This is a genomic window from Pandoraea eparura (assembly GCF_902459725.1).
Taxonomy (GTDB): domain Bacteria; phylum Pseudomonadota; class Gammaproteobacteria; order Burkholderiales; family Burkholderiaceae; genus Pandoraea; species Pandoraea eparura.
In genome coordinates, this window is the sequence record NZ_CABPSH010000020.1 from 18513 (window position 1) to 32930 (window position 14418).

12 protein-coding genes are annotated in these 14418 nt (G+C 65.6%); 3 read left to right on the forward strand and 9 right to left on the reverse strand.

Translation table 11 applies throughout. The annotated features are described in order from the left end of the window. Positions 1–112: 112 nt before the first annotated feature. Positions 113–2392 (reverse strand): NADP-dependent malic enzyme, encoded by a 2280-nt coding sequence (locus PEP31012_RS22960; protein WP_150591519.1) that lies wholly within the window; start codon positions 2390–2392, stop codon positions 113–115. 311 nt (positions 2393–2703) lie between these two features. After that, entirely contained in the window at positions 2704–3942 is a 1239-nt protein-coding gene (locus PEP31012_RS22965) for an MFS transporter (RefSeq protein WP_150591520.1), read from the reverse strand. 360 nt (positions 3943–4302) lie between these two features. Between PEP31012_RS22965 and PEP31012_RS22970 the strand changes: the two genes are divergently transcribed. Next, on the forward strand, positions 4303–4992 hold the full coding sequence (locus PEP31012_RS22970; protein WP_150591521.1) for an orotate phosphoribosyltransferase: 690 nt from the start codon (positions 4303–4305) through the stop codon (positions 4990–4992). A 103-nt stretch (positions 4993–5095) separates the two neighbouring features. Next, positions 5096–5494, forward strand: a complete 399-nt coding sequence (crcB, locus tag PEP31012_RS22975; RefSeq protein WP_150591522.1) for a fluoride efflux transporter CrcB — start codon at positions 5096–5098, stop codon at positions 5492–5494. A 9-nt stretch (positions 5495–5503) separates the two neighbouring features. On the opposite strand, the gene PEP31012_RS22980 is transcribed toward crcB, so the two are convergent. Beyond that, positions 5504–6340: a helix-turn-helix transcriptional regulator gene (locus PEP31012_RS22980; RefSeq protein ID WP_174978366.1), complete on the reverse strand. Its 837-nt coding sequence runs from the start codon at positions 6338–6340 to the stop codon at positions 5504–5506. A gap of 258 nt (positions 6341–6598) precedes the next feature. Here PEP31012_RS22980 and PEP31012_RS22985 point away from each other — a divergent pair, with 258 nt between their 5' ends. Then, positions 6599–7303, forward strand: coding sequence for a class I SAM-dependent methyltransferase (locus PEP31012_RS22985; protein ID WP_246171440.1), 705 nt, complete (start codon positions 6599–6601; stop codon positions 7301–7303). A gap of 128 nt (positions 7304–7431) precedes the next feature. Here the strand turns inward: PEP31012_RS22985 and PEP31012_RS22990 are convergent, their stop codons facing one another. The 6 genes from PEP31012_RS22990 to panS form a co-directional block, all read right to left on the reverse strand. Further along, positions 7432–8919, reverse strand: a complete 1488-nt coding sequence (locus PEP31012_RS22990; protein ID WP_150591525.1) for an FAD-dependent oxidoreductase — start codon at positions 8917–8919, stop codon at positions 7432–7434. Positions 8920–8930: 11 nt separating this feature from the next. Continuing rightward, positions 8931–9737, reverse strand: coding sequence for a fatty acid desaturase family protein (locus tag PEP31012_RS22995; RefSeq protein WP_246171438.1), 807 nt, complete (start codon positions 9735–9737; stop codon positions 8931–8933). Positions 9738–9779: 42 nt separating this feature from the next. Beyond that, positions 9780–10358: an AfsA-related hotdog domain-containing protein gene (locus PEP31012_RS23000; RefSeq protein WP_150591527.1), complete on the reverse strand. Its 579-nt coding sequence runs from the start codon at positions 10356–10358 to the stop codon at positions 9780–9782. Between the two features lie 81 nt (positions 10359–10439). Then, entirely contained in the window at positions 10440–11825 is a 1386-nt protein-coding gene (locus tag PEP31012_RS23005; protein ID WP_150591528.1) for a protoporphyrinogen/coproporphyrinogen oxidase, read from the reverse strand. A 405-nt stretch (positions 11826–12230) separates the two neighbouring features. Beyond that, positions 12231–12992 (reverse strand): peptidylprolyl isomerase, encoded by a 762-nt coding sequence (locus PEP31012_RS23010; RefSeq protein ID WP_246171439.1) that lies wholly within the window; start codon positions 12990–12992, stop codon positions 12231–12233. A 171-nt stretch (positions 12993–13163) separates the two neighbouring features. Next, positions 13164–14117: a ketopantoate/pantoate/pantothenate transporter PanS gene (gene panS / locus PEP31012_RS23015; protein ID WP_150591531.1), complete on the reverse strand. Its 954-nt coding sequence runs from the start codon at positions 14115–14117 to the stop codon at positions 13164–13166. Positions 14118–14418: the final 301 nt, after the last annotated feature.

Genomic DNA, 14418 nt, shown 5'->3' on the forward strand with positions numbered 1-14418 from the left:
ACAAAAATCCCGCCAGCGCATTGTGCGTCTGGCGGGATTTTTTTCAGGGGCTATCGCCCCGTCGGCGCAGCGGCGCGCCGCGACCTCCGCGGCGGCCTGTCCGTCCTGACACTCAACGGGTGACGTTGGCCGCGGCGACGGCCGTCATGTTGATGATGCGGCGCACCGTGGCGGCCGGCGTCAGGATGTGAGCCGGCTTGGCGCAGCCGAGCAGGAACGGGCCCACCGTCACGCCTTCACCGCCCGTCATCTTGAGCAGGTTGTACGTGATGTTGGCCGCTTCCACGTTCGGCATGACGAGCAGGTTCGCTTCGCCCGTCAGACGCGACGCCGGATACGCGGCACGACGCACCGTCTCCGACAGCGCGGCGTCACCGTGCATTTCACCATCGACTTCCAGCGACGGCGCACGTTTGGCGAGCAGTTCGCAGGCGCGGGCCATGCGCTGGGCCGAGGCCGACTTCACGCTGCCGAAGTTCGAGTTCGAGAGCAGCGCCACCTTCGGGGCGATGCCGAAGCGCTCGATTTCCTTCGCGGCGAGCACGGTCATCTCGGCGAGTTGCTCCGAGGTCGGCGTCTCGTTGACGTACGTGTCGCTGATGAACAGATTGCGCTTCTCGAGCATCAGCAGATTCATCGCCGCGTAGTTCTCGACCCCGGCGGCGCGCCCGAGCACCTGATCGATCACGTCAAGATGCCGGTGGTACGTATCGATCATGCCGCAGATCATGCCGTCGGCTTCGCCCAGATGCACGAGGATCGCGCCAATCAGCGTGTTGTCCTTGCGCATGGCGGCCTTGGCGACGTCCGGCGTCACACCGTGACGTGCGCCCAGGTCGTGATACGCCTGCCAGCAACGCTGATAACGCGCATCGTCTTCCGGATTCACAATCTCGAAGTCGACGCCGGGCTTGAGCTTCGAGCCGATCTTCTGCAGACGCATTTCCACCACGGACGGACGACCGATGATGATCGGGCGCGCGATGCGCTCGGCCAGCACGAATTGGGCGGCGCGCAACACGCGCTCGTCTTCGCCTTCGGCGAACACGATGCGCGCGGCGTCGTTGCCGAAGCGGGCACGGGCGGCGGCGAACACCGGACGCATGATGAAGCCGGTGCGATACACGGTCGTGCCGAGTTGCTCGCGGTAGGCGTCCATGTCGGCGATCGGACGCGTGGCCACGCCCGAGTCCATCGCGGCTTGCGCCACGGCCGGTGCGATCTTGATGATCAGGCGCGGATCGAACGGCTTCGGAATGATGTATTCCGGCCCGAATTCGAGCGACTGCCCCTCATAGGCGCGCGCAACTTCTTCGCTCTGCTCTTCCTCCTGCGCCAGCTCGGCGATGGCACGCACGGTGGCGAGCTTCATCTCTTCCGTGATGGTGGTGGCGCCGACGTCGAGCGCACCGCGGAAGATGAACGGGAAGCACAGCACGTTGTTGACCTGGTTCGGGTAGTCCGAACGGCCGGTCGCGACGATGCAGTCCGGACGCGCGGCCTTCGCGACTTCCGGGCGGATTTCGGGCTCGGGGTTGGCGAGCGCGAGAATCAGCGGCTTCGGGCCCATCGTCTTGACCATGTCACCGGTCAGCACGCCGGCGGTCGAGCAGCCGAGGAACACGTCTGCGCCGTTGCTCGCGTCGGCCAGCGTACGGGCTTCGGTCGCCACGGCGTAGCGCGCCTTGCTCTCGTCGAGCTTGTCGCGGCCGGTGTGGATCACGCCCTTCGAATCGAGAACGAGAATGTTCTCCTTCTTCAGGCCGAGGTTCACGAGCAGGTCCAGACAGGCGATGGCGGCAGCGCCCGCGCCCGAGCACACCAGCTTGACGCGGCCGATGTCCTTGCCCACGACCTTCAGGCCGTTGAGGATGGCGGCCGAGGCGATGATGGCGGTGCCGTGCTGATCGTCGTGGAAAACGGGGATCTTCATGCGCTCGCGCAGCTTCTTCTCGATGTAGAAGCATTCGGGCGCCTTGATGTCTTCGAGGTTGATGCCGCCGAGCGTCGGCTCGAGCATGGCAATCGCTTCAACGAGCTTGTCCGGGTCATGCTCGGCGAGTTCGATGTCGAACACGTCGATCCCGGCGAATTTCTTGAACAGGCAGCCCTTGCCTTCCATCACCGGCTTGGCGGCGAGCGGGCCGATATTGCCCAGGCCGAGCACGGCGGTGCCGTTGGTGATCACACCGACGAGGTTGCTGCGCGACGTGTAGCGATTGGCAGCGAGCGGATCTTCGGCAATCGCCTCACACGCGTAGGCCACGCCGGGCGAGTAGGCCAGCGACAGGTCGATCTGGTTCGACAGCGGCTTGGTCGGCGTCACCGAGATTTTGCCCGGACGCGGATTCTCGTGGTAGGCCAGGGCGCTTTGTTTCAGTTGTTCATCCATATCTCGATACCTAAGGACAGGGCGACGGCAGGGTCCGTGCCGCATGCGGGCAGCGCGTGGACTCCGCCGTCTTTTGACGGATCACGGCGGGGAAGAGCCAACCGGAGGGATTCGGCGATTGTGTCGTCGACGGGGTTCTTCACCGCGCGGCGGCGTGATGGCCACCGCGCGTCCCCCGATCCTGCATACCGCGCTCGCGCACGTCGGACCGTGGGGCTTGCAGTGCGCCGGATGCACCGCAGGACGCAAAGTGTACACCTTGCGCCAAAAGCTCGACGCCGCCCGCGGGGCGGTACCGCGGGCGAAACGGGTTACTGCAGCGCTTCGCCGCGACGCTCGGGAATCAGGAACAGTGTGGCGAGAATGTCGAGCACGTAAATGCCGGCGAGGAAGACGAGCGCCAGCTTGAACGAATAGGCGGCGGCCAGCGCACCGACCGTGAGCGGCCCGAAGCCGCCAACGGCGCGGCCGATGTTGAACAGCACGTTTTGCGCCGTGGCCCGCGCGGCCGTCGGGTACAGCTCCGAGATCAGCGCGCCGTAGCCGCCGATCATGCCGTTCACGAACAGGCCCATCACCGCGCCGCCGATCAGCAGCGAGAACGGCGATTGCAACTGCGCGTAGACGAACACCATCACGACCGCACCGATCTGGTAGCCGATGAACGTCGGGCGGCGGCCGAAGCGATCGGCCAGACGACCGAACAGCCAGATACCGAACGCCATGCCGAGCACCGTCACCGCCGTCCACATGGCCGACTTGGTGAGCGAATAGCCGAACGTCTTCGACAAATACGAGGGCATCCAGATCATCAGGCCGTAGTAGCCGAAGTTCTGCACCGAGCACAGGATCGCCACGCCCAGACTCGCGCGCGTGGTGGCGCCGTCCTTGACCAGCAGCTTGAGCGGCGCGTGTTCGCGCGGTTGCTGCTGTTGCGCGAGGAACATCTCGGGCTCGCCGAGCGTGCGACGCATGATGAACGATACAGCCGCCGGCAGCAGGCCCACGGCGAACATGCCCCGCCAGCCGATGAGCGGCAGCAGCAACGGGGTGAGCAACGCGGCCGCAAGCACCCCGGCCTGCCAGCCCAGCCCCACGAACGACGAAGCCCGCGCCCGACGGGCCGGCGCACACGACTCCGCCGCCAGCGCCATGCCGATGCCGAACTCGCCGCCCAGACCGATGCCGGCAATCGTGCGGTAGGCCAGCAGCTCCCAATAGCCCTGTGCGAGCGCACACAGCCCAGTGAACACGGCGAAAAGCAGGATCGTCCACGACAGCACGCGCACGCGGCCATGGCGATCGGAGAGCATGCCAAAGACGATGCCGCCAACGACCGCCCCCACGAGCGTCCAGGTGACGAGAGCGCCCGATTGCGCGCCGGTAAGCGCGAGATCGGCGGCAATGGCCGGCAGGATGAAGCCGAGGATCAGCAGATCGAAACCGTCCATGGCGTAGCCGATGGCCGAAGCCCACAGGGCACGGGTCGCGTAGGCGGTGTCTGGCGGCGCGGCCGTGGCGGCAAGCGAGGGCGAGGAATCGTTAGGCATGAGCACGTCCATCGGGGCGGAATTTTCGGCGTGAGTGTATGCCTGTCATGACACGTCGGCAACTGTCTCTTTTTTTGGACAAATCTGTCGGACAGCATTTTTCATATGCGCCGTGCGCGCACACTACGCGTATTTCCTGGTCGATGAATATACGCTCAGTGCATAATTGGCCGCGCATCTGCTGAAACTTGTGGCATAATTCGCGCTTAAGCGCCGGTCGGTCGTTACAAGACGTGCCGACCCGCCGCCTCTTGGACGGTGCCCTGCCCCAGCGCCCTGCGCGCGACGGCACGCCGCCGACTCACCCATGACTCCTGGCTGCGCGCCGCACGGCGGGCAGCTACGCTTAGGAACCGCATCATGATTGGCATCGACCGCCAGGCGATTTCCGACATCACCGCCAAGATCCTGCTCGAAGTGGGCGCGGTGCATTTCAACGCCGAGAAGCCTTACATCTTCACGTCGGGCTGGGCCAGCCCGGTGTACACCGACTGCCGCAAGCTGATCTCGTACCCGCGCGTGCGCCGAACGCTGATGGACTTCGCCGAGGCCGTCATCATTCAGGACGTCGGCTGCGAGCAGTTCGACACGGTGGCCGGCGGCGAGACCGCGGGCATTCCGTTCGCCGCCTGGATCGCCGACAAGCTGATGCTGCCGATGCAGTACGTGCGCAAAAAGCCGAAGGGTTTCGGCCGCAATGCGCAGATCGAGGGCGATCTGCCGGAAGGCTCGCGCGTGCTGCTCGTCGAAGACCTGACGACCGATGGCCGCAGCAAGATCAACTTCTGCAAGGCGCTGCGCGACGCCGGTGCGAAGGTCAATCACGTGTTTGTCGTCTTCCACTACGACATCTTCCCGGAGAGCCGTCAGGTGCTCAAGGACATCGATGTCGAGCTGCACTCGCTCGCCACGTGGTGGGACGTGCTGCGCGTTGCCAAGCAACAGAACCACTTCGACACGAAGACGCTCGACGAAGTCGAGAAATTCCTGCACGCCCCGGCCGAGTGGTCGGGCGCGCACGGCGGCGCCACGGCGTTCCCGAAGGATTGAGTCTCGTGGCAATGCCTGTAGACTTCGCTTGAGAGGCGAGAGCGGCCGGCCCGAAAAGGTCGGCCGTTTTTTTATCCGCATCCCCTTCGCAGAGGAGTCACCCATGTTGGCTTCGATCTTCGCCATCGGCATCGGGGCAACGTCCGGCGCGCTATTGCGCTGGGTACTGAGCGTTCAGCTCAACGCGATCCTGCCAACGCTCCCCCTCGGCACACTCGTCGCCAATCTCGCCGGCGGCTATCTGATCGGCGTCGCTGTCGCCCTCTTCAGCCACTTTCCGTCGGTCCCGGTCGAGTGGCGGCTGTTGATCGTCACCGGGTTTCTCGGCGGTCTCACCACGTTCTCCACCTTCTCCGCCGAAGTCACCACGCTGCTGCGCGAAGGGCAACTGGGCTGGGCGTCGCTGAGCGTAGCGGTTCACGTGGGAGGCTCGCTCATCATGACCGTGCTCGGCATGGCCACCGTCTCGCTGCTCTTGCAGTGGCTGCGCCCGGCCGTCTGAGCGCCCGCACTACGGCAACAGCATCACGAGCTTGACGTCGTCATGTCCCGACAGACGGAATGTGACCTGCGCGAAGTCGATATCGCCGCGTACCGGGTGATGAAAGCCACGCCGCCCGCCTTCGCGTTCGACGACATCCTGCTGCGACCAGAGCGCGGCGAACCGACGGCTCTCACGCTGCAATTCGTCTGTAAGCGCGCGCACGGGCATGTCGTCGAGATAGGCACTGCATTCGGCACGAAACTCCGCCACGACGCGTCGCGCGCGGCGCTCCCAATCCTGGATCAACGTGGGCGCGCCCGCATCGAGAAAGATGTAGCGCAGCAGGTTCTTCGCGCCTGGGGTATCGAGCCAGCCATGAAAGATGTCGGCCGCGGCCTCGTTCCAGGCGAGAACGTCCCAGCATCGGTCGAGGACATAGGCCGGGGCCGCGACGGCGGCGACGGCGGCCTGCACCTGTGCCGAGGCGTGATGCGGCAGCGGCGCGGCGCCGCGCTCGGGATCGCGCTTGCCCGCCAGATCGAACAGGTAGGCTCGCTCGGCACGCGAGAGCCGCAGCGCGCCGGCAACGGCCGCCAAGGCCCCCGCCGAGATCGACACATCCCGCGCCTGCTCGATCCAGGTGTACCAGGTGGCCGACAAGCCGCACAACTGCGCCACCTCCTCGCGCCGCAATCCCGGCGTGCGACGCCGCCCCATCGGTGGCAATCCGGCTGCCGCCGGGGTCAGCCGCTCGCGATGCGCACGCAGGAAGTCGCCGAGCGCGCGACGCTGACGCGCATCGTCGCCGTGAAGGACGGACGCGTCCGAGACCGCGTCGGACGTCGGGATGGGGGTAGTTTTCATACCAGGATAAATAGGTAACTTGTACCGGTATCGACGAGCCATTATCGTGAGACTTACCGACATCGCGCAAGCGCCCAGGCAGACCGACGTGCTACTGATCGCCCCCTGCCCCATCTACGAAGGAGACTCACCGTGAGCGACACCCCGCCCTCCGCTTCCCGTCCGGATTCGGCCAACGCCCCTGCGGCGACGCAGGACACCCATCATGCCCACAACGCTGTCGTCACCGGCCAGTTCGGCCCACAGGCCGCCGCCTATCTGACGAGCGCCAACCATGCACGGGGGGCCGATCTGGAACAGCTCGCCGCGATCGCCCGCGCGCATCCGGGCGCTCAGGTGCTCGACCTGGGGTGTGGCGCTGGGCACGTGAGCTTCTTCGCGGCACCTCACGTCGCGCGCGTGGTGGCTTACGACCTGTCGGCCGACATGCTCGGCGTGGTCGCTGGCGAGGCCGCCAAGCGCGGGCTGACGAACGTCGACACCCAGCTTGGCGCGGCCGAATCGCTGCCGTTCGCCGATGCCAGCTTCGATCTCGTCTTCAGCCGCTACAGCGCGCACCACTGGGCCGATGTGGGCGCGGCGCTGCGCGAGATGCGCCGTGTGCTCAAGCCCGGCGGACGCGTCGTGATCTGCGACGTCGTCTCCACCGGTCAGCCGCTGCTCGACACGTATCTTCAAGCGGTCGAAGTGTTGCGCGATACATCGCATGTACGTAACTACGCCACAAGCGAATGGCTGACGATGGCCGCGGGGGCGAGATTTTCGGTGGCGTCGCTCACCCCGCGCACGCTCGATCTCGACTTCAAGACGTGGACCACGCGCATGCGCACGCCGGCGCCGATGCAGGTGGCCATTCGCGCACTGCAAACGGCGATGGCCGACGACGTGCGTCGTCATTTCAGGATTCAGGACGATGGCTCGTTTACGCTCGACACGCTCACGCTCGAACTGATCGTGGGCTGAGCGCGGGCTGATCGTGCGTTGAGCACGGCATGCGCGCGAGACGGGCGCGGAATGACGGTGGGATTGGGGCGAGATAGGCGCATCCGAGCCGAGGTAAGCGGGCGCGCCGACTTTCCTCGATTCGGCGTTCACTTTCGCCCGCTTTTCCTCGCGTCCGCCAAGTCGCGTAAGCAGCGCGATGCGGAACGTCTCGACGTCAAAGCGAGCGCGGCGTGCTGCGTGGCAAGCCGCCACGCGACTCGCGCCGCAACCGACGGCGCGAATAGTGCGGCCGGCGGCTCCACCATGTGCATCACGCGCAGAAAGCGCCGATAGATTGCAGCGTCGTCGACGGCGAGGCCTAGCAGCGACTCCACGTAACGCTGCATGAACCGTGCCCGCCAATGCGCCGCGCCTCGCTCGCCTGTCTGACGCAAATCGACGCCAGTCGCGAAAACCCACGCCCGCCGGGCCACGTGTGCGACGGCGCGCTGCAACGCCAGGCCGCCCGGGGCATCGCTCGCGCGGCGCAGGACATGCAGATGGGCGTCCAGCGCCACGGCACTCAACGCTGCAATCGTCATGCCTTGCCCGTACACCGGATTGAAACTGCACGCGGCGTCGCCAAGCACCGCGAAGCCGGCGGGCCAGCGCGCCATCTCGTCGAAGTGGCGCAAGCGGTTTTCCGTGCGGCGGAACTGGCGGATCGGCGACACGGGGTCAGCGTCGGCAATGGCATCGTGCAGCGTCGGCACCCGCAGGCTGCGCGCAAACGCCAGGAAGCCGTCGTCGTCGCCCGGCGGGTAATCGCCGCCCGCGCCCGTCAATGTGACGATCCATCGGTTGCCCTCGATGGGAAAGATCGTGCCGCTGCGCAAGCATTCCGGTGGGCGGCCATGCACCACCAGCGCTTGCCAGTCGCGCCAGATCGAGCGCTTCGGCACCGCATAGAGACGGCTCGCATACCCGACACGGGCGTCCACGACGGTCTCGCGCACGGCATCCAGGCCCGCCGCGCGCAGCCACGACGACGCGTGCGAGTTGCGACCGCTCGCGTCGACGACAAAGGCGGCCGGCAAGGTCGTGGCATCATCGGCAACCCCGGGCAATCGCCCCGCGCGGCGCCGGATCGTCACGCCGCAAACGCGCGCGAGCATGGTGTCGAAATGCAGGCCCGTGACTTCGCAGCCCGTGAGCACACGAACCCGTCGCTCGGCCAGCACGCGTTGACGCACCGCGAACTCGAGCAGGCCGCGGCTCGTCGACCACGTGACAAAGCCTTCGCCGGCGGGCGGCATCCAACCCGCCGCGCCGAACCAGCGCACCGAGCGGTACCAGTCGAGCGGCACGGCGCCCGCATCGAGCAAGGCCTGGCCCAGGTCGGGAAACAGCGCCTCGAGCGTTCGCCGCCCGCGCATCAGGAGTTGATGCACATAGTGCCCCTGCGGCACTCCGGCCCGAGGGCCGGGCGTATCGGGCAAATCGTCGCGCTCGACGAGCCACACTTCATCGAAGTGCCCCGCCAGAACATGCGTGGCGAGCAAGCCCGCCATGCCCGCGCCAATGACGATGGCACGCCAGGCGGTCGATGGTTGATCGCAGGGCACGCGACCGGCGAGCGTCGATGAGACCGTCATGATCCACCTCGTTATCGGAACCAGCGATTCAAGGGCGTCGTCGATGGCGGCACGTCGATCCGATGGGCAATCTGCCGATGGAATTCCGGCAGCCGGCTCCAATGCAGGCCCGGCCGCACATGATGCGCGAGGTGATAGCCGTTGTTGAAGAAGACGAGATTGAGCCAGCGGTTTGCCTTCGTGTGCGATGCCTTGAACGGATCGTTGGCGTAGAGATCGATATGATCGTCATACGTCATGTGAATGAAGTTGAGCCAGACCAAGATCCTTGGCACGACAAAAAACAAGAGCGCATTGCGTGGATCGTGAACCAGCAGCGCGGCCAGTACGAGATAGCTGGCAGCCACCTGCCAGAGACAGCGCCGACGCAAGCGCGTGCAGGTCCGGCCGATGCGCAACACGTGATAGTCGTACGTCAGGAAGTAGTGCGCGACGTAGGAAAGCCGCGACATCCGGCGACCGCCGGCGTCGATCCAGCGCGACGGATCCCGTTCCGGCTCCGTGTAGTGCAGGTGATGCCCCCGGCTGTGATGCACGCGAAACTTTGCCGCGTACATGCCGGTTTGCAGGTTCATCACCAGTTCCAGCACGCGATTGCCCCAGGCCCCCGCGAACATGCCCACGTGCGACTGGTTATGCACGGCGGTCGAGATGGCGATCTGCGGCAGCAAAAGCAGCATCGCGCACGCCACCGCGACCCACGCGTCGCGCACGACGACATAGGCGAGCCACTGCAATGCTGCCGTGCCGGCCACCAGCGACAGCGGCGCAAGATCTTCGGTATAGCGCAGGCCCAGACGTCGGGCGAGATGTTTCATGATGTCTCCCTGCAACGCACGGCTCATCGCCATCGACGCGATTCAATGGATGTCGCCCGCCTTGGCGGCCTTCGCCGGATGGCGCAAGCGCGCCAGCAGCGCCGGCGACGAGAAGCTCCAGCGCGCGTTCATCGTGCCCAGCAGGCGGCCGGATTGCAGCCACTGGCTCTCGCAGGCCAACGCGGACAGGCGATCATGACGATAGGTCTTGGCGACGATCACGAATCGCACCGACAGTGGCGCGTGCAACTCGGCAAAGTGCTCGAAGGTGACTTCCAGCGAATTGAGGACGAACACGAGATCGTGAGGCACGTCGTAGAAGCGATGCGAGATCGCGGTGCCGCTCTGGCGGGTGGCTTCGATCATCATCAGGCCGGGAACGTGGTCGAGCGGATGCTCGAAGAAAAATGCGTGGTGCGGATCGATCGCGAGCGTGGCGGTAAAGGTGTCGTACCCCTCGGATGTGGCATCCGCCCGCTCGATCGATGCCACGAAAACATTGACCGGATCCGCCTTGTGGACCATCGCGCGGTCGAGCTTCCTGGGCATGGCAAAGGCATCGGCGACGGTGACATCAGAGGTACCGGCAGGGCTGCCGGTTAGGGGCGATTGAAGGTTCATGGCGACTCCGTTCAGACAATGGGGGGACGGAACCGGACCCACCGGGATGACGGCGGGTTGGCCTGAGGCTGGGAGCGAAATCTACGACGATGCGTGATAGCCGTAATCGATGCCAAGCGATGCGCGTGGATCGTGCGAGAGACGTGACCGGACGATGCGAACTGCCGCCTCCTGCGCTGAAAACATGCACGCCTCGATCGACGCACCGCGCAGATAATCGCCAGCGAACGCAAGACCGTCGATGGCGTGGCGCCGATCATCGAGCAATGCGCGCAGCCGGTAGTGATGCGGCACGTATGCACATAACCCCGGATCGAAGCCATGCGCGACAAAGTCACGGCGGTCGGCCCGATCCACCGGAATGTACCGTCGCAAGGTCGCCTCGGCGAGGTCAAGCAGCGCTTCGGCTTCCGGTCCGGCGAGGCTGCCGGCGTGGCGCACGCCTGCGATCATGTCGCGCGCCTTGCGGCCACTGAATGTGTAGCGCACGCGATCGAGCCTGTCGATGCCGTAGGCGCCCGCGTTGCTCAGTGCGCTATCCGGGCCGAACGACAGACCGCGCACGGTGTCGGAGAATATCGGCCGGCCGTAAGCCGCCACCACGACGAGCACTGGAAAATAGCGTATGCCGTCGAGTGCCGCTGCGAGCCCCGCGTCGTGCTCGCGCAGCAAATCGGCGCTCACGCCTGCCGGGGTGGCAAGCACCACGTGGTCATATTCCAGGTGATCGGTTCGCCCGTCGGCTTGCCGCACCTGCACGCCGCAAACCCGCCCGTGGCGCACCATGACCCGCTCGACGCGGGCATTCAAAAGCATCGCCAGCGGGGCGGTTGCTGCACCGACGAACGCGCCCATGCCTGCCTTGAGCTGGTCGTAGCTGTCGAGCCACATGCTCAGATGCGTGCCGAAATTGCCCAGATGCATTTCGTCGGGCTCCGCACCATTCATCCGCACTGTCATTGCCCGCACGACGGCGCGACAGAACGCCGGACTGAAGTGCGAGTCCAGCGACGCATCGTCGGCATCTCGCGCCAGCCGCGCAAAGGATGGCCCGTCCAGGAACCGATTGCGCGCGTCGAGCCACACCCGCGCGCAAAGCGCGGCAAGACGCATGGCGTCCGCGGGCGGACAACCACGCAGGTACGCGAGCGTGCTGCCAAGGCGGCGCGTGCTATCGAGTGTGACGATCTTTCCCTCGCGGATGCGCGAGGTGTTGATGCCGAAGGGTTCGAACGCAAACGGTCCGAGGGCATGCGCGAGCTTGCGAAAGCGTCGATAGTGCCGCCCGATGTTCTTGCCGCCGAGATCGACGCGTTCGCCGTCGAGTGTGGCCGTGGTCATCCGGCCACCTGGAGATCGACGCTGATCGAAAAGCTCGACTTCGAGGCCGGCGTCGCGCAGATAGTGCGCTGCGGCGATGCCGGAAATGCCGCCGCCAACGACGGCACAGGTCGCAGTGATTGCCATCAGGGATCCCCCGCATGTTCGTCAGACACGCTTCAAGTATCGTGACAATGACACTCGAATATCACGACATCCTAAGGATAGGCGAATGCGGTTCACCGTTTGCCTCTCATCGCGCGGGCACTGATAGTGAACAACACACGACATGACAATAGCGACACACCTAACGCGTTGGATACCTATCCAATCAACGGATCTCGCATGAAGGGAGTGAGGCAGGCGCTGCGCGCCGATTCGCCGGATACGCCGCGATCGCGGCGCAAAAACGAAAGGGCTAGGTTCCGTCTGGCACGGAACCCAGCCCTTGGGAGACAAACCTTGACGATCTGACGTTGAGCGATCAGTTCATCGACACGTACGCGACGCCTCTTTCACATCACCTGCCGGGCATGCCTGGCAGACCCGGCACTACTGCACGCGCACCGGCCCGTCATCGTCGTTGGCCCCGCAAATGTCTGCGGCCCCGGCGAGCAGTGCTACATAGTGCCGCAGGGCACGCGCCCGCGCCTGCTCGTACAACTGCGCAGCGATGCGCTCGGCCACGCGCTCGAAGGGTGGCATGCGTCCTTTCACCCGCCGTTCGATTCGCACCACGTGAAAACCGTAGCGCGTGTTGACCAGTCTCGGCACCACGCCGAGCCGGTCGCCGCAAAACAGCACCAATTCGAATTCAGGTGCGCCACTGCCACGCGCGAGCATACCGAGGCTGCCGCCGGTGCGCCCGGACGGACAATCCGACATCGCCTGCGCTACCGATTCGAACGCGTCAGGGTTGGCGAGCACCGTATCCAGCGCCGACTGCGCGCGCTCCAGCGTCGTGGACAGCGGCACCGTCGCCGACATGGCAAACAGAATGTGACTCGCCTGCACCCGGTCACCCACGCGAAACTGTCCCGCGTGATCGTGAAAGTAGGTCCGGCATTCGGCTTGCGTCGGACGATGCACGTGGACGTCACGCGTGAACAGTGCATCGACGATGGCGTCGTCGCTCGCCTCCAGCGCGTCGTTCTCGTTGAACAAGCGTAAGTCGAAGGCGCGCTGGCGCAGCAATTCACGACTCACAAGCGCGTGCTGTGCGGCGACTTCCGGATCGGCCGCGTCCTGATGCAGATCGATCTCATCGGCGACGCGGCGCGCGTCGATGACAATCCCGTTGACTCGCAAAGACATAACGCACTCCCGCCAAAACATTGACTGCCACCGGTCGCACCGGTTCGTAAGCCGGAGCGCTACGGTATATCGATGTTGTAGGCGATGCGCGTCGGAAAGGCAAATGCCCGCGATGACGGTGCGGGCGGCCGTTGCGCGCCGCACACACTCGTGCACGGCGCAGGAAAACGCTTAGTGAGACGGACGAGCGACCGCAGCCTGCGCATCGTTGGCGGTGCCGGTCGGACGACCACGCCAGTAGCCCGCGAGCAGCGAGCCCGACAGGTTGTGCCAGACCGAGAAGAGCGCGCCCGGCAACGCGGCGAGCGGCGTGAAGTAGAGCTTGCCGAGCGTTGCCGCGAGTCCGGAGTTCTGCATACCCACTTCGATGGCCAGCGTCCGGCAGATCGACTCGTCGAAGCCCAGCAAACGACCGCCCCAGTACCCCCCGAGCAGACCCATGCCGTTGTGCAGCACGACACCGAGCATCACCAACGGGCCCACCGTGGCAATGTTGCCCTGATTCGCGCCGACCACCGCGCCGATGATGAGCACGATCGCCACCATCGAGACGAGCGGCAGATAGCCTTCCACCGCGCGCACCGCACGACCGAAATAGCGATTGATGAGCAGGCCCGCGCCGATCGGCAGCGCCACGATCTGCAGAATCGACAGCAGCATGCCTTCGACGTCGACGACGATCGACGCGTCGACGTACAAGCGCGTGAGCAGCGGCGTGGCGAACACGCCCACGAGCGTCGACATCGCGCTGATGGTGACCGACAGGGCCACGTCGCCACGGGCGAGATAGATCATGACGTTCGAGGCCGTGCCGCTCGCGACGCTGCCCACGAGCACCATGCCGGCCGTCAGATCGGGCGGCATGTGCAGCACGCGCGCGATCACCCACGCGGCCAGCGGCATCACGAGATAGTGCAGCACCACGCCGGCGACGATCGGTGCCGGACGCGTCAACACGCGCTTGAAGTCGTCGACGGTGAGCGTCACGCCCATCGCGAACATCACCACGGTCAGGAGCGCCGTGACGTGCGGCGTGATGCCGGAGAAACTGCCCGGCGAGAAGTATGCGGAAACGGACAGCAGCAGAGCCCACAACGGGAACAGCCGGGTAATACGGGCGATCATGAAATCCTCAGGGAAGGGGAATGCGGCACGCGCGCTGGCGAGACGGTGCGGCAGCGTTGCCCGCTGCCCCATCGCCGATGCCACGCCCGAGCCGCCGGGCGCAAAAGGTTAATATTTTACTTATTTTGCGCCGGACACCCTTTCCGAGCCGATCAGTCGCGTTTTGCCTTGCCCATCAACAAGGCGCCGCCGACGCCGTCGCGACGCGCCGGACGCGGCCCGCGCTGTGCGAAATCACCGCGCTCGGCGCCACCGCCCGGCACCCGCGGAGCGCTTTGCCCCGAGCGGCCGTCGCGGCCTT

What these genes read in the sequence shown, in the direction of transcription:
- PEP31012_RS22960 (WP_150591519.1), bottom strand. Translation starts at nt 2,392, where the DNA reads ATGGATGAACAACTGAAACAAAGCGCCCTGGCCTACCACGAGAATCCG.
- PEP31012_RS22965 (WP_150591520.1), bottom strand. Translation starts at nt 3,942, where the DNA reads ATGCCTAACGATTCCTCGCCCTCGCTTGCCGCCACGGCCGCGCCGCCA.
- PEP31012_RS22970 (WP_150591521.1), top strand. Translation starts at nt 4,303, where the DNA reads ATGATTGGCATCGACCGCCAGGCGATTTCCGACATCACCGCCAAGATC.
- crcB (WP_150591522.1), top strand. Translation starts at nt 5,096, where the DNA reads ATGTTGGCTTCGATCTTCGCCATCGGCATCGGGGCAACGTCCGGCGCG.
- PEP31012_RS22980 (WP_174978366.1), bottom strand. Translation starts at nt 6,340, where the DNA reads ATGAAAACTACCCCCATCCCGACGTCCGACGCGGTCTCGGACGCGTCC.
- PEP31012_RS22990 (WP_150591525.1), bottom strand. Translation starts at nt 8,919, where the DNA reads ATGACGGTCTCATCGACGCTCGCCGGTCGCGTGCCCTGCGATCAACCA.
- PEP31012_RS22995 (WP_246171438.1), bottom strand. Translation starts at nt 9,737, where the DNA reads ATGAAACATCTCGCCCGACGTCTGGGCCTGCGCTATACCGAAGATCTT.
- PEP31012_RS23000 (WP_150591527.1), bottom strand. Translation starts at nt 10,358, where the DNA reads ATGAACCTTCAATCGCCCCTAACCGGCAGCCCTGCCGGTACCTCTGAT.
- PEP31012_RS23005 (WP_150591528.1), bottom strand. Translation starts at nt 11,825, where the DNA reads ATGGCAATCACTGCGACCTGTGCCGTCGTTGGCGGCGGCATTTCCGGC.
- PEP31012_RS23010 (WP_246171439.1), bottom strand. Translation starts at nt 12,992, where the DNA reads ATGTCTTTGCGAGTCAACGGGATTGTCATCGACGCGCGCCGCGTCGCC.
- panS (WP_150591531.1), bottom strand. Translation starts at nt 14,117, where the DNA reads ATGATCGCCCGTATTACCCGGCTGTTCCCGTTGTGGGCTCTGCTGCTG.